The organism is Streptomyces abyssalis (genome assembly GCF_001751365.1).
Classification (GTDB): Bacteria; Actinomycetota; Actinomycetes; order Streptomycetales; family Streptomycetaceae; genus Streptomyces; species Streptomyces abyssalis.
In genome coordinates this window covers 233,109-252,432 of sequence record NZ_LJGT01000037.1, presented here as the reverse complement: position 1 = coordinate 252,432, position 19,324 = coordinate 233,109, and the positions used below count along the sequence as shown (strand labels likewise).

15 protein-coding genes are annotated in these 19,324 nt (G+C 72.2%); 9 read left to right on the top strand and 6 right to left on the bottom strand.

Translation table 11 applies throughout. The features are described 5' to 3' along the window. The first annotated feature begins 2 nt into the window (after window positions 1–2). From AN215_RS04315 to AN215_RS04300, 4 genes are all read left to right on the top strand, one after another. Entirely contained in the window at window positions 3–1,976 is a 1,974-nt protein-coding gene (locus tag AN215_RS04315; RefSeq protein ID WP_070010138.1) for an NAD(P)H-dependent oxidoreductase subunit E, read from the top strand. Next, window positions 1,973–2,845 carry a 2Fe-2S iron-sulfur cluster-binding protein gene (locus tag AN215_RS04310; RefSeq protein ID WP_070010139.1) on the top strand — a complete coding sequence of 291 codons (873 nt, stop codon included), beginning with the start codon at window positions 1,973–1,975 and terminating at the stop codon, window positions 2,843–2,845. The genes AN215_RS04315 and AN215_RS04310 overlap by 4 nt, the downstream gene beginning before the upstream one ends. An 87-nt stretch (window positions 2,846–2,932) precedes the next feature. Next, window positions 2,933–3,805, top strand: a complete 873-nt coding sequence (fdhD, locus tag AN215_RS04305) for a formate dehydrogenase accessory sulfurtransferase FdhD (RefSeq protein ID WP_070010140.1) — start codon at window positions 2,933–2,935, stop codon at window positions 3,803–3,805. A 290-nt stretch (window positions 3,806–4,095) separates the two neighbouring features. After that, the gene (locus AN215_RS04300) at window positions 4,096–5,961 is read left to right on the top strand and encodes an exo-alpha-sialidase (protein ID WP_070010141.1); all 1,866 of its coding nucleotides are present in this window, start codon (window positions 4,096–4,098) and stop codon (window positions 5,959–5,961) included. On the opposite strand, the gene AN215_RS04295 is transcribed toward AN215_RS04300, so the two are convergent. Beyond that, window positions 5,949–6,992, bottom strand: coding sequence for a bile acid:sodium symporter family protein (locus tag AN215_RS04295; RefSeq protein WP_079122684.1), 1,044 nt, complete (start codon window positions 6,990–6,992; stop codon window positions 5,949–5,951). The genes AN215_RS04300 and AN215_RS04295 overlap by 13 nt on opposite strands. Before the next feature lie 302 nt (window positions 6,993–7,294). On the opposite strand from AN215_RS04295, the gene AN215_RS04290 reads away from it, so the two are divergent. From AN215_RS04290 to AN215_RS04275, 4 genes are all read left to right on the top strand, one after another. Next, the gene (locus AN215_RS04290) at window positions 7,295–9,121 is read left to right on the top strand and encodes an AMP-dependent synthetase/ligase (RefSeq protein ID WP_070010142.1); all 1,827 of its coding nucleotides are present in this window, start codon (window positions 7,295–7,297) and stop codon (window positions 9,119–9,121) included. 112 nt (window positions 9,122–9,233) lie between these two features. After that, the gene (locus AN215_RS04285) at window positions 9,234–10,070 is read left to right on the top strand and encodes an aldo/keto reductase (protein WP_070010143.1); all 837 of its coding nucleotides are present in this window, start codon (window positions 9,234–9,236) and stop codon (window positions 10,068–10,070) included. A 310-nt stretch (window positions 10,071–10,380) separates the two neighbouring features. Continuing rightward, on the top strand, window positions 10,381–10,968 hold the full coding sequence (locus AN215_RS04280; RefSeq protein WP_070031111.1) for a sigma-70 family RNA polymerase sigma factor: 588 nt from the start codon (window positions 10,381–10,383) through the stop codon (window positions 10,966–10,968). Beyond that, the gene (locus AN215_RS04275; RefSeq protein WP_070031110.1) at window positions 10,965–11,759 is read left to right on the top strand and encodes an anti-sigma factor; all 795 of its coding nucleotides are present in this window, start codon (window positions 10,965–10,967) and stop codon (window positions 11,757–11,759) included. The genes AN215_RS04280 and AN215_RS04275 overlap by 4 nt, the downstream gene beginning before the upstream one ends. Before the next feature lie 119 nt (window positions 11,760–11,878). Here AN215_RS04275 and AN215_RS04270 read toward each other — a convergent pair whose 3' ends face one another. From AN215_RS04270 to AN215_RS30025, 5 genes are all read right to left on the bottom strand, one after another. Then, entirely contained in the window at window positions 11,879–12,712 is an 834-nt protein-coding gene (locus AN215_RS04270) for a DUF1295 domain-containing protein (protein ID WP_070010145.1), read from the bottom strand. Further along, on the bottom strand, window positions 12,709–13,959 hold the full coding sequence (locus AN215_RS04265; protein WP_079122779.1) for an SAM-dependent methyltransferase: 1,251 nt from the start codon (window positions 13,957–13,959) through the stop codon (window positions 12,709–12,711). Before AN215_RS04265 ends, AN215_RS04270 begins: the two co-directional genes overlap by 4 nt. A gap of 44 nt (window positions 13,960–14,003) precedes the next feature. Continuing rightward, window positions 14,004–15,281 (bottom strand): SAM-dependent methyltransferase, encoded by a 1,278-nt coding sequence (locus AN215_RS04260; protein ID WP_070010351.1) that lies wholly within the window; start codon window positions 15,279–15,281, stop codon window positions 14,004–14,006. An 8-nt stretch (window positions 15,282–15,289) separates the two neighbouring features. Further along, on the bottom strand, window positions 15,290–15,988 hold the full coding sequence (locus tag AN215_RS30030; RefSeq protein ID WP_245694218.1) for a DUF1365 domain-containing protein: 699 nt from the start codon (window positions 15,986–15,988) through the stop codon (window positions 15,290–15,292). A 71-nt stretch (window positions 15,989–16,059) separates the two neighbouring features. Then, window positions 16,060–17,415, bottom strand: a complete 1,356-nt coding sequence (locus tag AN215_RS30025) for an NAD(P)/FAD-dependent oxidoreductase (protein WP_079122682.1) — start codon at window positions 17,413–17,415, stop codon at window positions 16,060–16,062. Between the two features lie 289 nt (window positions 17,416–17,704). Between AN215_RS30025 and AN215_RS04245 the strand changes: the two genes are divergently transcribed. Beyond that, window positions 17,705–19,288: a molybdopterin-dependent oxidoreductase gene (locus AN215_RS04245; RefSeq protein ID WP_070031109.1), complete on the top strand. Its 1,584-nt coding sequence runs from the start codon at window positions 17,705–17,707 to the stop codon at window positions 19,286–19,288. Window positions 19,289–19,324: the final 36 nt, after the last annotated feature.

Sequence of the window (19,324 nt, the reverse complement as noted above, 5' to 3'; positions counted from 1 at the left end):
CGATGGATCTGCGCTTCGGTGACAGCAAGCCGACGGACGAGGAGAAGGCAGCCGTCGACGACCTTCTCGGGCCGCCCCCCAGCGCCTGGGAAGGAGCGGACGACCGCAGTACGGGCGACCTGCGCTGGGCAGTCGGCGGCCGGGACGCACGGGAGCGGCGCGACCTGCTGTTGCCGGGCCTCCACGCGGTCAACGACCGGGTGGGATGGATCAGCGAGGGAGCGCTCACCTACCTGTGCCGCAGGCTGACGGTGCCGCCGGCCGAGGCGTACGGGGTGGCGACGTTCTACTCGATGTTCTCCATGCGTCCGCGTCCGGCGACCGTCGTGCATGTCTGTACGGACATCGCATGCGCGGCGGCGCCGGGAGCGGACGACTTCCAGGCCGACGTCGAACGCCGGCTCGGACCGGCGGGCGAGGCGCGCGACGGCGCGGTCTGGCAGCCCAGCCCCTGTCTGGGGCTGTGCGAACGGGCACCCGCCGCGCTGGCGATACGTGCCGGCCAGGGCTGCCCCTCGGCGGCGGGACCGGGAGCAGGGGCTTCCTCCAACGGAGTGTCGGCCAACGGGAGTTCACCGGCGCCCAGTGCATCCGCCCCCGGTGGGGCGGCGTACGCCGCAGCCGTCGTCGCGCCCGCCACCGCCGAGGCCGTCGAGGCGGCGGCGCGCGCCCCCGAGGACGCCGCCGAGGAACCGGACGCCGCTCTGGCCGTGCCGCAGGCAGGCGACCCGCAGCTCAAACTGCTCTCCCGCATCGGGGTCGCCGACCCCGGGTCGCTCGACTCCTACCGCGCCAACGGCGGCTACCGGGCGCTGCGCCGCGCGTTCGCCCTCGGCCCCGCCGGGGTGCTGCGCGAGGTCACCGACTCGGGGCTGGTGGGGCGCGGCGGCGCCGCATTCCCCACGGGTCGCAAGTGGCAGGCCACGGCGTCGCAGCCCGACCATCCGCACTACGTCGTGTGCAACGCCGACGAGAGCGAGCCGGGCACCTTCAAGGACCGCGTCCTGATGGAGGGCGACCCGTTCGCCCTGATCGAGTCCATGACGATCGCCGGGTACGCCACCGGCGCGCACAAGGGCTTTCTCTATCTGCGTGGCGAATACCCGCGCGCGCTGCGGCGGTTGACGGACGCCATCGCCCAGGCACGGGCCCGGGGGCTGCTCGGCGACGACGTGCTCGGCCAGGGCTACGCCTTCGACATCGAGATCCGGCGCGGCGCCGGCGCGTACATCTGCGGCGAGGAGACCGCCCTCTTCAACTCCCTCGAGGGCAACCGGGGCGAGCCCCGCTCCAAGCCGCCGTTCCCGGTGGAGAAGGGGCTGTTCGGCAAGCCGACCGCAGCCAACAACGTCGAGACGCTGGTGAACGTGCTGCCCGTCCTGGAGATGGGCGCGGAGGCGTACGCCGCGATCGGCACCGGCAAGTCCACAGGTCCCAAGCTCTTCTGCGTCGCCGGCAGCGTCGAACGTCCAGGCATCTACGAACTGCCCTTCGGCGCCACGCTCGGGGATCTGCTGAACCTGGCGGGCGTGACCGGCGATCTGCGGGCGGTGCTGCTCGGCGGTGCCGCGGGCGGCTTCGTACGAGGCGACGAGCTGGACATCCCGCTGACCTTCGAGGGCACGAGAGAGGCCGGGACGACGCTCGGGTCCGGCGTGGTGCTCGCGCTGGACTCCTCGGTGCCGCTGCCGCGCATCCTGCTGCGCATCGCGGAGTTCTTCCGGGACGAGTCCTGCGGTCAGTGCGTGCCGTGCCGGATCGGCACCGTACGGCAGGAGGAGGCGCTGCACCGGCTCGCCGCGCGCGTCGGGGCGCCTTCGACGAACGGTTCGAACGCAACCGCAGGGACCGCCGAGGACATCGCGCTGCTCCGCGAGGTGGGAGAGGCGATGCGCGACGCCTCGATCTGCGGTCTGGGACAGACCGCGTGGAACGCCGTGGAGTCCGCCATCGACCGACTTGGAGCGTACGCATGACCGCAGTACCGCTGGATCCCCCGCGCCGCCTCGTGGAGTTCACCCTCGACGGCGAGCCTGCCCGCGTCGCCGAAGGGGCCACGATCCTCGACGCCTGCCGCGCGGCGGGCAAGGACATCCCCACGCTCTGCCAGGGCGAGACGCTCGAACCGAAGAACGCCTGCCGTGCCTGTGTCGTCGAGGTGGAGGGCGCCCGCACGCTCGCGCCCGCCTGCTCGCGCAAGGCCGAGCCGGGGATGACGGTGAGCACGGACACCGAACGCGCCCGGCACAGCCGCAAGATCGTCCTCGAACTGCTCGCCTCGGCCACGGACTTGTCCACGACGCCGCGCGCCGCCGAGTGGATCAAGGAGTACGGCGCGAAGCCGGACCGCTTCGGCGCGGACGCGGCCACGATGAACGAGCAGCCGAAGATCGACAACGATCTGTACGTGCGGGACTACGACAAGTGCATCCTCTGCTACAAGTGCGTCGACGCCTGCGGTGAGCAGTGGCAGAACTCCTTCGCCATCTCCGTGGCGGGCAGGGGCTTCGACGCCCGTATCTCCACCGAGCACGACGCCCCGCTGACGGACTCGGCCTGTGTCTACTGCGGCAACTGCATCGAGGTGTGCCCCACCGGCGCGCTCTCCTTCAAGTCGGAGTTCGACATGCGGGAGGCCGGCACCTGGGACGAGGACCGGCAGACCGAGACGACGACGGTGTGCGCGTACTGCGGTGTGGGCTGCAACCTCACGCTCCATGTGCAGGACAATGAGATCGTCAAGGTCAGCTCACCGCTCGACAATCCGGTGACGCACGGCAATCTGTGCATCAAGGGCCGTTTCGGCTATCAGCACGTCGGTGGCGGGAACACGGCCGGCGCATGACCGACGGCGGCGGACTCCGGCCGGCGCCGGGCACCCCGGGCCCGGCCGGCGCCGCCGCCCACACCACTCACCGACAGGACGGACCGAATGGGACGGGTCACTGAGCGACGGCGCGTGCTGCGCATCCGGGACGGTGCGGTCAGCACCCGCCCGGACACCCTCGTCGCCGAGGAGCCGCTGGAGATCCGGCTGAACGGCAAGCCGCTCGCCATCACCATGCGCACCCCCGGTGACGACTTCGCGCTGGCCGCGGGCTTCCTCGTCAGCGAGGGCGTGCTCGGCGCGGCCGAGGAGCTGGCGAACATCGTCTACTGCGCGGGCGCCACGGACGGTGGTTCCAACACCTACAACATCGTCGACGTCCGCCTCGCGCCCGGCGTCCCCGTCCCGGACATCGCCCTGGAGCGGAACGTCTACACCACCTCCTCGTGCGGCCTGTGCGGCAAGGCGAGCCTCGACGCGGTGCGTACGACCGCCCGCTGGAGCATCGAGAACCCCGAGGAGCCGGACGATCCCGCCGGGCCCCGGGTGCGCCTCGAACCCTCCGTGCTCTCCTCCCTCCCCGACACGCTGCGCGCGTCTCAGCGCGTCTTCGAACGCACCGGCGGACTCCACGCCGCCGCCCTCTTCACCGCCGAGGGCGAGCTGCTGGACGTACGGGAGGACGTGGGCCGCCACAACGCCGTCGACAAGCTCGTCGGACGGGCGCTGCAGCAAGGCGGCCTGCCGCTGCGGGACTCGGTGCTGATGGTCTCCGGACGCGCGTCGTTCGAACTGGCGCAGAAGGCGGTGATGGCGGGCATCCCGGTGCTCGCGGCCGTCTCCGCGCCGTCGTCACTGGCGGTGGACCTGGCCGCGGAGACGGGGCTGACCCTCGTCGGCTTCCTCCGCGGCTCCTCCATGAACGTGTACGCAGGTGAGCACCGGCTCGCCCTGCGCACAACGGCCGGCCGGGCCTGACGGTCTCGCCTGCTGCACGGGATAGGGGCTCGGTCGGCGGGAGGCGCCCCCTGCGCCGGCCGGGCCCTTCCTTCCCCGTGGCCTACAAGTCTCCGAGTACTCCGTCGCGGCGGCGGATTCCTGATTCTCGGTCTCCGGTCCTGGATCGGTCCCGGATTTCGGGTTCCTGAGCGAGAGGTATTTTCCGCCCCGACCGGGCATGCCTAGTGGGACGTCCGACATCCGACATCTGACTTCCCATGGCCGGCTGTCCGCGGCGCACCCCGGACAGGCCGCGGAAAGGGGCGCTCATGAGGTCGACCCGCTCAGCCTTACGTGACCGAGCCGCCCTCCGGGCCGGACTCCTCCTCGCCCTGTGCGCGTCGCTGCTCGCGGTGCCGGAACGGGCGGGCGCGCAGCCGGGTCGGGACCGGGCCGCGGGGGACACCGGCTTCACCCAGCAGGTGCTCTTCAAGGCCGCACACGAGACGGGCTACAGCTGCTTCCGCATCCCGGCGGTCGTGCGGACGGCGAAAGGCACGCTTCTCGCCTTCGCGGAGGGGCGGGTACGCGACTGCGGCGACGCCGGAGACATAGACGTCGTCGTCAAGCGCTCGGTCGACGGCGGGCGTACATGGGGTCCGCTGCGCGTGGTCAGCCGCGGCGACGGCGACACCCACGGCAATCCCGTGCCTGTCGTGGACCACCGCACCGGGCGGATCCTGCTCGCTCAGACCTTCAACGCGGGGCGTACCGACGGCAAGAGCTGCGAGTCGCCCTGTGACCGCACCCCGCACCTCCAGTACAGCGACGACGACGGGAACAGCTGGTCACCGCCCCGGGACCTGACCGCACAGCTCCGCCCGGACGACTGGAACTCCTGGTACGCGACCGGCCCGGGGCACGGTCTCCAGCTGCGCCACGGCAGGCACGCGGGACGGCTCGTGCTCGGTGTCAACGCCGAGACGTGGCAGGACGGGAGGAACACCGGGAACCATGCGGCACTGGTCTACAGCGACGACGGCGGCGACAACTGGCGCCGGGGCGCCACCGACAGCCACCCGTACGCGGCCGGCGGGACGTTCCGGCAGAAGCCGCAGGAACTGACCCTCCACGAGCGCCGCGACGGAGCTGTCCTCGCGAGCGCCCGCGAGACCGAGGGCACCGATCTCGGGCACCGGACGACGGCGGTCAGCTCGGACGGCGGCGCGTCCTTCGAGGCACCCTTCCGTGCGCTGCCCGGTCTCTATACGCCTCAGGTGCAGGGCTCCGTGCTGCGCCTGGGCGGCAGCGGCCGGCTCCTGCTGTCCGCACCCGCCGACCCGGACCGGCGCCGCACCATGTCCGTCCGCTCCTCCTACGACGAGGGCGCGACCTGGGAGAGCGTGGACCGCGGCCGGACCGTGACGGCGGACTGGTCCGGATACTCGGACCTGGTGCAGGCCTCCGCCGACGAGGTCGGGCTGCTGTACGAAGGCGGTGCGGCCGACGCCCGCGACGAGATCCGGTTCGCGCGCTTCACCGAGGGCTGGCTCGGCCCCCGCAGGGGCCCGGACCCGGTCACCCCGGACGGAGCACCGGGCGCCGGGGACGCTTCCGTGCTCGGCGGGCCCGTGCAGGTGAGCGGGCGTCACGGCCGCGCGCTGGAGTTCGACGGCCGCGACGACGCGGTGCGGCTGCCCTTCCACCGCCGGCTGCCGCTGGGCGAACGGGACTTCTCGGCCCGCCTGTGGTTCCGCTACACGGCGGATGCGGATTCAGGCGAGCAGCCCCTGCTGTGGATGGGCGGAGTCGGCACGGCGCAGCCGCAGGTGCGTCTGGTGGCCGACCCGGCGGCCGGCCGGATCACGGCAGCGGTCACCGCGCGGCAGCTCCCGGCACCGGCCGCCACCGCCGAGGTGGCCACGGCCGGCGCGTACAACGACGGGCGCTGGCATCGTGCGGAACTGCGCCGCGGGGGCGGTCAGTTGCGGCTGACTGTCGACGGGGAGAGCGTGTCCGCGCCCGATGTGCCGGGCTCGGTGAGCGTCGGCTCCCCGTTCGGCGTGCATCTCGGTCAGAAGGTGGACAGCCGGGCGCACTTCACCGGTGCGCTCGACGAGGTGCAGGTACGGACCGGGAACCGTTCGGTGCTGAACCTTCCGCTCGACAGCGTCCGTACCCCTCAGGGGCGTTGACCGGCTCCGGTCCGCTCCCCGTGCCGCCGGGGGCCTCCCTTCGGCGGCACGGGCGGTGCCTTCCGCGCCCGTACCTCCGAAGTGCCCTCCGCCCAGCGCCGCGACAGGAACGCGCAGACGATGAGCTGCATCTGGTGGAAGAGCATCAGCGGCAGCACGGCAAGGCTCGCGTGCGCCCCGAACAGGACGCTCGCCATGGGCAGTCCGGCCGCGAGGGACTTGTTGGAGCCGGCGAACACGGACACGACGCGGTCGGCGCGTGAGAAGCCCAGCCGGTGCGCCCCGTACCAGGTGAGGCTCAGCATCAGTGCGAGCAGCACGACCTCGACGCCCAGGAGGGCGGTCAGCCGCAGCGGTGTGACCCGGCCCCAGATGCCCTGGGTCATGCCCTGGCTGAAGGCCGCGTAGACGACGAGGAGCACCGATCCCCTGTCGACGAAGCCGAGGACGCGGCGGTGCCGTGTGAGGAATCCCCCGATCCACCGCCGCAGCAGCTGCCCGGCCACGAAGGGGGCCAGGAGCTGGCAGACGATGCCGACGAGGCCGTCCGCGCCGAGTGAGGCGTGACCGCCGACGAGCCAGGCCGCGAGCAGCGGAGTGGCCGCCATGCCGACGAGGCTGGAGTAGGTGCCCGCGCAGATGGCCGCGGGCACGTTGCCGCGTGCGACGGAGGTGAAGGCGATGGAGGACTGGATGGTGGAGGGGACCAGGCAGAGGAAGAGCAGCCCTGCCTGCAGTCCGGGTGTCAGCACGTACGGGACGAGCAGGCGTGTCGCCAGGCCGAGCAGTGGGAAGACCGCGAACGTGCAGAGCAGAATGAGCAGTTGAAGCCGCCAGTGGCGCATCCCGTCGAGGGCCTCGCGGGTTGAGAGCCGGGCGCCGTAGAGGAAGAAGATCAGCCCGACGGCCGCCTTGGTGGCCCATCCGAGGCCTTCGGCCACGCCGCCGCTCGCCGGCAGGAACACGGCGAGGAGGACGGTGCCGAGGAGCAGTGCGATGTAGGGGTCGGCCAGTTGTGCCAGTCGGCGCATGTCTCCCTCGGGGCGGTGCTGTTGCCCCGTCGTGGCGGCGGCTGCGGGCCGGGTGCCGCGTGGGGCGTCGTACGAATGTCCTCCACCCCATTCTCCCCGGGGCCCTCCTGCTGCTTTACTCGGGGAGGTTCCGTGCAGAAAGCTCGTACGATCTGCAACAACCTGACGACCGCCTTCCGATGCATCCCGAAATGACCGGTTGACCGGGTTCGGGACCTCTCCCCGCCGGCTCTTTCATCGGATACGGTCACCGCGCGCTGTGCCTCACACAGCTGTGCACTGCACGTCGAGGAGCATTCCCATTGCGCGAGTTCACCGTCCCGGCTCTGGCGCCCACGCCCCAGGTTGGCGGGCTGGCTGACACCGTTTTCGATCATGCCACCGAGGACCCGGACCGGGTCGCCCTGTCCCGCAAGGACGCCGCGGGCGAGTGGCAGGATGTGACCGCCGCGGAGTTCCGTGACCAGGTGATGGCCATGGCGAAGGGCCTGCTGGCGGAGGGCGTCCGCTTCGGTGACCGGGTCGCGGTCATGTCCCGTACGCGCTACGAGTGGACGCTGCTCGACTTCGCTCTGTGGTCCATCGGCGCCCACGTCGTGCCCATCTACCCGACCTCCTCGGCCGAGCAGGTCTGCTGGATGATGCACGACTCGGAGGTCTCGGCCGCCATCGTCGAGCACGAGGACCACGCGATGACGGTCGGTTCCGTCATCGACCGCCTGCCGCAGCTGAAGAAGCTGTGGCAGCTCGACGCGCAGGCGGAGAAGGAACTCATGGCCGCCGGCGCCCACCTGGAGGACGACGTCGTCCACCGGCACCGGCTCGCCGTCACCCCGGACTCCACCGCCACCATCATCTACACCTCCGGCACGACGGGCCGCCCCAAGGGCTGTGTGCTCACGCACGCCAACTTCCTCGCCGACGCCGAGGCCATCCAGGGCAAGTACCATCCGGTCTTCAGCTCCAAGCCGAGCGAGCCGCCGTCCCTGCTGCTCTTCCTCCCGCTCGCCCACGTCTTCGGACGCATGGTGCAACTGGTCTGCATACGCGCCAAGGTCAGGCTCGGTCACCAGCCGGTCATGGCCGCCGAGGCCCTGCTGCCGGACCTGCAGTCCTTCAAGCCGACGTTCATGCTGGCCGTGCCGTATCTCTTCGAGAAGATCTTCCAGTCCTCGCGCCGCAAGGCCGAACTGGAGGGCAAGCTCGGCCCGTTCGAGAAGGCCGTGGACGTCGCCGTGCGCTACGCGGAGGCCATGGAGCACAAGGCGTTCCGCACCGGGCCCGGCCCCAGCGCGTCGCTGCGTCTGAAGCACCAGGTCTTCGACACGCTCGTCTACAGCAAGCTGCGCGAGGCGATGGGCGGCATCTGCCGCGGCGCCATGTCGGGCGGCAGCGCCATGGAACGCCGGCTCGGGCTCTTCTTCGACGGCGTGGGCATGCGCATCTACGAGGGGTACGGCCTGACGGAGACCAGTGCCGGAGCCACGCTCAACCCGCCGGAGCGGACCCGGTTCGGCACCGTCGGCCACCCGCTGCCCGGGACCACGGTGCACATCGGCGACGACGGCGAGATCTGGCTCCGCGGTCCCCAGATCTTCCAGGGCTACCTCAACAACCCCAAGGGCACCGACGAGGCCCTGCACGACGGCTGGCTGGCGACCGGCGACCTCGGCGCGCTCGACGAGGACGGCTACCTCACCATCACGGGCCGGAAGAAGGAGATCCTGGTCACCTCCGGCGGCAAGAGCGTCTCCCCCGGCATCCTGGAGGAACGTGTGCGCGCGCACCCGCTGGTCGCGCAGTGCATCGTCGTCGGCAACGACCGTCCGTATGTCTCGGCCCTGGTCACGCTCGACCCGGACGCGGTCACCCACTGGCTGCAGATGCGCGAGAAGCCGGAGCTCAAGCCCACGGACCTCGTACGCGACCCGGACCTGGAGACGGAGGTCAGGCGCGCCGTCGTCGCCGCCAACACGCAGGTCTCGCAGGCGGAGTCGATACGTACGTTCCGGATACTGGCCGCGCAGTTCACCGAGGAGGCGGGGTACGTGACCCCGTCCCTGAAGCTGAAGCGGAAGGCGATCGAGACGGCCTACGCGGTCGAGATCGAGGCGCTGTACCACCAGTGAACGGGCGCCGGCGTCGCATCGGCACGGTGCCCGCGTTGGAATGCCCTGTTCCAGGTGATCGTTGACAGGGTGGAAGCGGAATCCTTCGTCGACATGTGAGGACCGATCGTTCGTGAGCAGCGTTCCCGCAATCACCCTCAACAACGGCAGCGTCATGCCCCAGCTGGGCTTCGGCGTCTGGCAGGTGCCCGACGACGAGGCCGCGAGCGCCGTGCGTACCGCGCTCGAAGCCGGCTACCGCAGCATCGACACGGCCGCCATCTACGGCAACGAGCAGGGCACGGGCCATGGCCTGGCCTCGTCGGGCGTGCCCCGTGACGAGGTCTTCGTGACCACCAAGCTCTGGAACGCCGACCAGGGCCACGACTCGACGCTGCGCGCCTTCGACGCCTCCCTGGACAGGCTCGGCCTGGACTACGTCGACCTGTACCTCATCCACTGGCCGGTACCGCGGCAGGACAAGTACGCCGAGTCCTGGAAGGCGTTCGAGAAGATCCACCAGGAGGGCCGTGCCAAGGCGATCGGGGTCTCCAACTTCCACCCGTCGCATCTGCAGCGGCTGCTGAAGGAGTCCGGCACCGTGCCGGCCGTCAACCAGATCGAGCTGCACCCGCATCTGCAGCAGAGCGGGCCCCGCGCCTTCCACGCCGAGCACGGCATCGCGACGGAGGCGTGGTCCCCGCTCGGGCAGGGCAAGGAGCTGCTGCGGGAGCCGAAGCTGAACGCGATCGCCGGCAAGTACGGCAAGTCGCCGGCCCAGGTCGTGCTGCGCTGGCATCTGCAGACGGGGAACGTGGTGATCCCCAAGTCGGTGACGCCGTCCCGCATCAGGGAGAACATCGACGTCTTCGACTTCGAACTCGACGCCGGGGACATGGAGGACATCGCCGGGCTCAACACCGACTCCCGGCTCGGTGACGACCCCGACGAGATGAACTGGACCGGCTGAGCGGCCGCCTGCCCGGGCCGGGGATGCTCGCCGGACGCCGCCGCCCGCACACCGGGCGGCGGCGTCCGCCTTCGGCGGGCGGCGGACGGACCGGGGTCACGCGCCGGGTCCGGAACGCTCACGGGCCGGCAACAAGGTCCCGCGCGTACCAATCCGCGCGGCCTCCGGCCACGAAGCATCCCTGAAGAGATCTCCCGGGAGGAACCATGGGCTTTGCCGCAGTCCGCGGCCGCCCGCGGCACCGACGGCCGGTGCCGCGGGCCCGCGCGTCCGCCGTACGCACCAGGGCTTCGGCGAAAGGTGCGGTGTCATGAAGGAGGCCGCACACCTCGCCGGTACGGGCGGCGGAGCGGGACCGGATCTCGCCGAGCTGCTCAAAGAGGTGGCGCGTGGCGACCATGACGCCTTCGCCGCCGTCTACGACCGCATCGCCGGGCCGGTTCTGGGACTGGTCCGCAATGTGCTGCGCGACCCGGCGCAGTCGGAAGAGGTCACGCAGGAGGTCCTGGTGGAGGTGTGGCGGACCGCCGCCCACTTCCGGCCGGACAAGGGCAGCGCCATGGCGTGGGTGATGACGTTCGCCCACCGCCGGGCGGTGGACCGGGTGCGTTCGGCGCAGGCCGCCGCCGACCGTGAGGAGCGTGCCGCGCTGCTGGACCGTACGCCCGCCTACGACGAGGTCACCGAGGCCGTGGAGTCCCGGCTGGAGCGGGAGCAGGTGCGCCGCTGCATGCGCACCCTCACCGAGCTCCAGCGCGAGTCGGTGACGCTGGCCTACTACCGGGGTCTGACGTACAGAGAGGTCGCCGAGCTGCTGACCCAGCCGCTCGGCACGGTCAAGACCCGGCTGCGGGACGGACTCATCAGGCTGCGGGACTGCCTGGGGGTGACGGCGTGACGGGGGACGGTGACCTGCACACCCTGACGGGTGCGTACGCCGTGCACGCGCTGCCCGAGGCGGAACACGTCGCGTTCGAACGGCATCTCGCCGAGTGCCCCGCGTGTGCGCGGGAGGTGGACGAGCTGCGGGCGACGGCCGCGAGGCTGGGTCTCGCCGTGACCGCGGCGCCGCCGCCGGAGATGCGCGAGCGTGTGCTGGGGCGGATCACCACCGTCCGGCAGGAGCCCCCGAAGGTGACCGGCGGGCCCGGGACCGGCCAGGGCGGTGCCGGCCGCGCGGGCGGAAGCGGCGCCGGGCGGAGGCTGCGGGCGCTGCCGCGCGTCGCGCTCGCCGCCTGCCTGGCCGCGGCGGCCGCGTTCGGCGGAGTGGCGGTGTGGCAGTACGAGTCGGCTCAGGACGCCCGCGAGCAGGCGGAGCAGACGCGCCAGCGGCAGGAGGACGTGGCCGGCGTGCTGGCGGCACCGGACGCGAGGACCACGAGCGGCGGCGAGCTGCCCGGCGGGGCCAGGGGCACAGTCGTCGTCTCCCGCGAGCGCGACCGTGCGGTCTTCCTCGCCTCGGGGATGAGCGCACCGCCGAGCGGCAAGGTGTACCAACTGTGGTTCGCGGACGGGGAGAAGATGCGGCCGGCGGGGCTGCTGGAGTCCGGGGGCGAGAACGAATCGGTGCTGATGGACGGTGCGGTGGGCCGGGCGTCGGCCATGGGCATCACGGTGGAACCGGCCGGTGGTTCCCCGCAGCCGACGACGGAGCCGCTGGCCCTGATGAAGCTGCCCCGGGCGCAGTGAGGAGACCCCCGGCGGCGCCCGCTTCCGGGTGCCGCCGGGGGTTCGCGTAACGGGGCCTCGGCTCCGGCAACTTCGGGCACGGGGGGCGCCTGGTCCGGCGCTCCGGCCGCCGCCGTGGGTCAGTTCCCGCCGCCGCGCGGGGGCCCGGGGAAGAAGGCGTTCGTACGGGCGGCGTAGGCGGCGTACCCGGGACGGCCGGCCAACTGCCGCTCCAGCAGGCGCACTCCGCTGCCCCTGGTCAGCAGGAGGCTCATCGCCACCGGCGAGACGAGCACCGCCGCCGCCACCGCCACATCGCCGCAGGCCAGCAGGTACAGGCCCCACCACACCATGAAGTCCCCGAAGTAGTTGGGGTGCCGCGTGTACCGCCACAGGCCGCGGTCCATGATCCGGGCGCCGGTGCGGTCGCGTGCCTCCGGGTCGGCCTTGAAGCGCTCCAGCTGTGCGTCGCCGGCCGTCTCGAAGAGGAAACCCGTCAGCCACACGGCCACCGCGAGCGCCGTCAGCGCCCACTGCGGCCCGGTCATGGGTCCCGGCAGATACTGGGCGGCCTGTACGGGCAGCGAGACCAGCCACACGAGCGCGCCCTGCAGCAGATAGACCGTGCGCAACGCGTACAGCCGCGGGTCGCCGGGGGCGCGCGCGAGCATGCGCGCGTAGCGCGGGTCCTCCCCGTGGCCGCGTCCGCGCAGCGCGATGTGCCCCGCCAGGCGCAGCCCCCACACGGCCGTCAGCCCGGTCACGGTCAGCCGGCGCACGTCGTCGCCGTGCCCCGCCGACAGCGCGAGGGTGACCGCGGCGACGGCGGTGAATCCCAGCCCCCACGCGACGTCGACGACGCGGTGCACTCCCTTGGCGAGAGCGACGGCGAAGGTGACCAGCATGACGGCGAGTGCCACGGCGGCGCTCACGGCGAGGTTCACCCCGAAGGCGCCCCAGGGGAACCCGCTCACAGGCCGCCGCCGGTCAGTCCGCTGCGGCCGTCCTCGTCGGGCCGTACCGCCAGGATCTGGTCCACGCCCATCCGCCGCTCCTCGAACGCGAGCATGCCGCCCACCATGTAGAGCCGCCACACGCGGGCGGCTTCCTCACCGACCAGTGCCGCCACCTCGGTACGCCGTTCCTCCAGGGTGCGGTGCCAGGCGGCGATCGTACGTATGTAGTCCTCGCGCAGGGACTCCACCGCGCGGACCTCCAGCCCGGCCTCCTCCAGCAGCGAGACGGTCTCCCCGAGGGGACGCATGTGCATGTCCGGGGCGATGTAGGTCTCGATGAAGGCGCCGCCGCCGGGGGCCGCGCGCCCGCGGGACATCTGCTGGACCAGCAGCCGTCCGCGCGGGCGCAGCATCGAGCGCAGCGAGGAGGCGAAGGCCGGATATTCGGCGTCCCCGACGTGTTCGCCCATCTCGATGGCGGACACGGCGTCGTAGGTGCCGGGTTCGATGTCGCGGTAGTCCTTCAGCTGGACGTCGACGAGTTCCTCCAGGCCCTCCTCGCGGACCCGGCGGGTGACGGCCGCTGCCTGTTCCCGCGCCAGGGTGACGGCGGTGACGTGCGCCTTGTGGTGCCGCGCGGCGTGCAGTGTGAGCGATCCCCAGCCGCAGCCGACGTCCAGCAGCCGGGCGCCGGGACGCAGGTCCAGCTTGCGGCAGATCAGTTCGAGCTTGTCGTGCTGGGCATCGGCGAGGGAGTAGGCGGGGTCGTCGGGGCGGCGCCAGTAGCCGCACGAGTACGCCATCGACTCGTCCAGGAACAGGGCGTAGAAGTCGTTGGAGAAGTCGTAGTGGTGGCTGACGGCGGCGCGGTCGCGGGCCTTGCTGTGCAGCCGCCCGGTCTGCCTCGCGCGCAGCGCGGGTGCGGGCGGCGGTGGTCCCGCCGCGCCCAGGCCGACCAGCGTCACGAGCGCCCGGAGCCGTTCGGACGGACTCAGCCGGGGCGGACGCAGACGCCGGTCCCGTACCGCGCGCCAGACCGTGCGCAGCCCGTCTGCGAGGTCGCCGTCGACGTCGATGTCCTTGGTGATGTAGGCCTCGGCGAGGCCGAGTTCGCCGGGCTGCCACATCAGCCGGCGCAGCGCGCGGCGGGTGCGGAGCACCACCACGGGTGCGTCGCCGGGGCCGGCTTCGCTGCCGTCCCAGGCCCGCAGCCGTACGGGCAGGGGGTACCTCCCGCCGAAGGCAGGGGGAGGGCCGCCGAGCATCCGCTCGAGAAGTGGCGACAGCCTGTGTGCCGCTCCGTTCGCATTCACCGTGTCTCCTCCTGGTGGGCCGTCGCGCCGTCGGCGGTGCGGGTGAGCAGCAGCTGCTTCACATCGAGGTAGCCGGAGCGGAAGCCCGCCTCCGAGTAGGCGAGATAGAACGTCCACATGCGCTGGAAGGTCGCGTCGAAGCCGAGCGCCCGTACCGCGGGGGCGCGTTCGGCGAAGCGTTCGCGCCACAGCCGCAGGGTCTCCGCGTAGTGCGGCCCGAAACCGTCCTGCCGCGTCACCCGCAGGGTCGTGGCGTCCCGGGTGGCGTGCTCGACGGCCTCGGGGGACGGCAGCAGCCCGCCGGGGAATATGTACTTCTGAATCCACGTGTAGGTGTTCCTGGTTGCCAGCATCCGCTCGTGCGGCATGGTGATGGCCTGGAGGGCCGCCCGCCCGCCGGGGGCCAGCAGCCGGTCGATGCGGCCGAAGTACTCGGACCAGAAATCCGCGCCCACCGCTTCGATCATCTCGACGCTGACGACGGCGTCGTACGAGCCCGTCAGCTGCCGGTAGTCGCGCAGCAGCAGCGTCACCCGCTCCTCGTGTCCGGCGGCCCGTACGCGCTGCCGCGCCAGGTCCAGCTGCTCCTGGGAGAGGGTGGCGGTCACCACGTGGGCGCCGCGGGCGGCGGCGCGCAGCGCCAGGTCGCCCCAGCCGGTGCCGATCTCCAGCAGCCGTGTGCCGGGGCCGACCCGGGCCAGGTCCAGCAGCCGGTCGGTCTTGCGGCGCTGGGCGTCCGCGAGGTCCGGCCAGGCGGCGGGGAAGTCGCGGAAGAGCGCCGAGGAGTAGGTCAGGGTGTCGTCGAGGAAGGCGGCGAACAGGTCGTTGGACAGGTCGTAGTGGTGGTGGATGTTCCGCCGCGAGTGGTCTTCGGTGTTGTGTCCGCTCGCGGGCTGTCGTGCCGCCCACAGGGCGCGCAGCCGCTGCAGGGGCCCCGGGACGAGTGCGGTGACGTTGCCGGCCAGGACGGTGAGCACACCGGCCAGATCCGGCGCGTCCCACTCCCCCGCCATGTACGACTCGCCGAAGCCGATCAGACCCGCCTGCCCGACCCTGCGGAAGAAGGCGCCGGGGTCGTGGAGTCGGATCAGCGGGCCGCCGAGGCCGAGGGTTTCACCGCCGGACGTACGGACTTCCAGGGGCAGGCGTTCCAGGGCCCGGCGCACGAGGTGGGCGGCGACCGCTGTGCGCACCCGTGACGGCTGCGGTACGCGGGCGACGTCGGGCCAGCGCCGCGGATCCACCGCGGTGTCGGGCCGGGACTCGGATGGCATGTGCAGACTCACTCCAGACCCTCCTGGATCCGGTGGCGGGGACGGGGACGTACGGGCAGGCCGCGCAGGAAGAGCCGGACGCCGTGCAGCCTGATGGCTGTGCTCACGGCGGCCGTGGGCCATGGGTGCCGGAGTGCGGCACGCAGCAGCCCCGCTGTGTTTCCAGGACGGCGCCGTCCACGCACGGTCGCGGTGAACGGGCGCCCGCCGGCCCGCTCCAGATGGACGGCGAGGTGGAGCTCCGAGCCGGGCCGGGGCAGCCGCATGCGGTATGCGCCGTCGACGGGGAAGAACGGCGAGACGTAGAACTCCTTGGCGGTGGCGGCTTCTCCGGCGTCGTCGGTGTGCAGCAGATAGCAGTGCCGTTCGCCGTAGGTGTTGTGCACCTCGGCCACGACGCACGAGAGCGTGCCGTCGGCACGGTGGCACCAGTAGAGGCTCAGCGGATTGAAGACGTGCCCGAGCACACGGGCGTTGGCGAGCATCAGCACCTTGCCGGTGGGCGCTTCCACGTCGCGCGCCGCCAGGAAGCGCTCCAGTCCGGCGCGGATCGTGGGCGCCGTACCGCCGAAGTGGTCGCGGCTGCGGAAGCGCGCGAGAGGACGCAGCGCGAGGGGCAGCCGCGGCGGCCGGTCCACGTCGATCAGCCACATGTAGGTGCGGTGCCGCACGGTGTGGCGCAGCGGGCTGGTGCGCACGTGCGTCACGAGGCAGTTGTACAGAGCCGGCGCCGGCGGCTCCGCGGCCGGATCCGGCACGCCGGCCTGGACGGGGCCCGTCACCAGCGCACCCCCAGGGCCGCGGCGGCGTCGACGCCGGAGCGGCAGCCGTCCTCGTGGAACCCCCAGCCGTGGTAGGCGCCCGCGAACGCGGTGACGGCGGAGGGGAGTTCGGGCAGCCGCTGCTGGGCCGCCACCGACTCCGGTGTGTAGACGGGGTGTTCGTAGACCATCCTGGCCAGCACCGAGTCCGGGTCCACCCGGTCGTGTCCGCCGAGGGTGACGATGTGGTCCTCCGGGGTGTCGAGGCGTTGCAGTCTGTTCATGTCGTAACTGATGCGCACCGAGGCGGAGTCGGTGCCGCAGGAGGGCATCAGGTAGTTCCAGGACGCGCGGGCGGCCCGCGCACGCGGCAGCAGCGAGGCGTCCGTGTGCATCAGCGTCGGGTTGCGGGAGTAGCGGAAGGCGCCGAGGACTTCCCGTTCCGCCGCGGTGGGCCCGGCGAGCAGCCGCAGCGCGGTGTCCGCGTGTGTCGCCATCACGACGGCGTCGTGCTCGTGCACCGTCCCGTCCTCTGTCACGATCTCGGCGCGGTCGCCGTAACGCCGCACCGTACGCACGGGTGTCGAGGTGTGAACCGCCTCCAGCTGCTTGGCGACCCGCTCGACGTATGCGCGTGAGCCGCCCGTGACGGTACGCCAGGTGGGCGAGCCCTTGACGCTCAGCATGCCGTGATGCTGCAGGAAGCCGAACAGGTAGCGGGCGGGGTAGCGAAGCGCGGTCGCCTGGTCGCAAGACCACACGGCGGAGACGAGCGGCGTCATGAAGTGCGTGACGAAGTAGGCGGAATAGCCGCCCCGGGTCATGAACTCCCCCAGTGTGAGGGCGTGTTGGGCGCCGCCCTCCCCCTCCCCCTCCGCCTGAGGGCCGGCCGCCAGCAGCTCCCGTGCCTGCCGGTGGAAGCGGGGGATCTCCGCCACCATGCGCAGGAAGCGTGGCCGTGCGAGGTTCCCCGGCTGGGCGAACACGCCGCGCGCTCCGCGGGCTCCCGCGTACTCCAGACCGCAGCCCTCGCACCGTACGGACATGCTCATCTCGGATTCCTGCGTGCGGACGCCGAGTTCGCGGAAGAGCCGCAGCAGCAGCGGATACGTGCGCTCGTTGTGCACGATGAACCCGGAGTCGATGCGCTGCAGACGGCCGTCCGCCGACGGGACGTCGTGGGTGTGGGCGTGCCCTCCGAGCCGGTCGTCCGCCTCGTAGAGGGTGACGGCGTCCGTACGCCGCAGCACGTGCGCGGCGGTGAGCCCCGCGACTCCGCTGCCGACCACGGCCACCCGGCGCCGCCGTGTGCCGGTCCCGCCGCTGCCACCGCCACTTGAGCCGCCGCCGCTGCCGCCGGTTCCGACTGCCATGCCGCTCCTTCGCCGTGCTCGGACGCATCCTGTCGGGTGTCATTCGGAGCCGGCCGGGCGGCGGCTTGGTCGTGGAGCGGGATTTCTTCCGTACCCGCTGACCGGCGATTTTCGACCCTGACGGACCAATCCGCCGGACCCCGGACCTCGAATGCGAGGTGTGACCCGACAACCAGAACCGAGCGCCAGGACCACCGGCCCCGATGCATCCGGGCCCGGGCCCGGGACATCCGGACACGGACACGGCAGCGCCCCGCGTCCCCGCCCGGGCACGCCGGCCCTTCTGGGCATGCTGAGCGGCCTGTTGGCGGGCTTCTCGGCGCTGGCGGTCGCGGAACTGGTCTCGGTGACGGTCCGTCCGGAGGCGAGCCCGGTGACCGCGGTCGGCGGCGCGGTCGTCGACCGGACGCCCGCGGGGGTCAAGGACTTCGCGATCAGGACGTTCGGCAGCCAGGACAAACTCGTCCTCCAACTGGGCATCCTGGCGCTGCTGGTGCTCTTCGCCCTGGCCCTGGGCCTGCTCACGCTGCGACGGCGGCGTACGGGCGCGGCCGGCGTGCTCGTCTTCGGGCTGGCCGGTGCGCTCTCGGCCGCGGAACGGCCGGACGCCGGACCGCTGGACGCGGTGCCGTCCGCCGTGGGAGCCCTCGCCGGCGCCGCCGTTCTGTATGTCCTCGCGGGGAGGCTCGCACGCCGCGGGCCCTCGCCCGCGGGCGAGATCACCGCGCCGGACGGAGGAGACGCATCCCGGGGGGCGGCTACGCGGTCGGCCGCCCCCGCCTCCTTCGACCGGCGCGGCTTCACCCTGGCAGCCGGTGCGGTGGCCGCCGGATCGGCGGGCGCCGCACTCGCGGGCCGCGGCCTCAACTCCTCGCGCAGGGCCGAGGCGGCGGCATCCCGCGCCACGGTCGAACTGCCCGCACCGGCCTCACGTGCCGCGCCGGTCCCCCGCGGCGCGGACCTCGGAATCGACGGCGTGGAGCCGTTCACCACGCCGAACAAGGACTTCTACCGCGTCGACACGGCGCTCACCGTCCCCCGCGTCGACGTCGGCACCTGGAGGCTGCGCATCCACGGGCGGGGTGTGTCCCGTCCGTTGACGCTGGACTTCGGCGCGCTGCTGGAGCGGAAGCTGATCGAGCGGCGCATCACCCTCACCTGCGTCTCGAACCAGGTCGGCGGCTCGTACGCGGGCAACGCGGTCTGGCTCGGCGTGCCGCTGGCCGGCCTGCTGCGCGAAGCCGGGGTGCGTCCGCCGTCCAGGGGCGGCCCCGCGGACCAGCTGGTGGCGCGCTCCGTGGACGGAATGACGCTCGGCAGCCCCGTGGAGACCGTCATGGACGGCAGGGACGCCATGCTCGCCGTCGGCATGAACGGCGAACCCCTGCCCTTCACCCACGGCTTCCCCGTCCGCATGGTCGTCCCGGGTCTCTACGGCTACGTCTCGGCCTGCAAGTGGCTGCGGGACCTGGAGCTGACCACGTTCGACGACTACGACGTCTACTGGGTCAAGCGTGACTGGGCACGCGACGCACCGGTCAAGACGCAGTCCCGCATCGACACCCCCAGGCCCCTGGCCTCCCTGAAGCCGGGCACCGTGCGGGTCGCCGGCGTCGCCTGGGCACAGCACAGGGGCGTCGAGCGGGTCGAGGTACGGGTCGACGACGGGCCCTGGCGCATGGCGCGGCTGGCCGAGGAGGACAACCGCGACACGTGGCGGCAGTGGGTGTGGGAGTGGCCTGCCGCCTCCGGCAGCCACCGCCTCCAGGTGCGGGCCACCGACAAGGACGGCGAGACACAGACCGCCGAGCGCGCCGGGACCGTACCCGACGGCGCGACCGGACGGCACTCGGTGGTGGTCGATGTGACCTGACGTGACGCGACGTGACCTGACACGACCTGGCATCTC

Bases quoted from the DNA above. Each gene is read 5' to 3' on its own strand.
- AN215_RS04315 (WP_070010138.1), top strand. From the start codon at position 3: ATGGATCTGCGCTTCGGTGACAGCAAGCCGACGGACGAGGAGAAGGCA.
- AN215_RS04310 (WP_070010139.1), top strand. From the start codon at position 1,973: ATGACCGCAGTACCGCTGGATCCCCCGCGCCGCCTCGTGGAGTTCACC.
- fdhD (WP_070010140.1), top strand. From the start codon at position 2,933: ATGGGACGGGTCACTGAGCGACGGCGCGTGCTGCGCATCCGGGACGGT.
- AN215_RS04300 (WP_070010141.1), top strand. From the start codon at position 4,096: ATGAGGTCGACCCGCTCAGCCTTACGTGACCGAGCCGCCCTCCGGGCC.
- AN215_RS04295 (WP_079122684.1), bottom strand. From the start codon at position 6,992: ATGCGCCGACTGGCACAACTGGCCGACCCCTACATCGCACTGCTCCTC.
- AN215_RS04280 (WP_070031111.1), top strand. From the start codon at position 10,381: ATGAAGGAGGCCGCACACCTCGCCGGTACGGGCGGCGGAGCGGGACCG.
- AN215_RS04265 (WP_079122779.1), bottom strand. From the start codon at position 13,959: ATGCTCGGCGGCCCTCCCCCTGCCTTCGGCGGGAGGTACCCCCTGCCC.
- AN215_RS04260 (WP_070010351.1), bottom strand. From the start codon at position 15,281: ATGCCATCCGAGTCCCGGCCCGACACCGCGGTGGATCCGCGGCGCTGG.
- AN215_RS30025 (WP_079122682.1), bottom strand. From the start codon at position 17,415: ATGGCAGTCGGAACCGGCGGCAGCGGCGGCGGCTCAAGTGGCGGTGGC.
- AN215_RS04245 (WP_070031109.1), top strand. From the start codon at position 17,705: ATGCTGAGCGGCCTGTTGGCGGGCTTCTCGGCGCTGGCGGTCGCGGAA.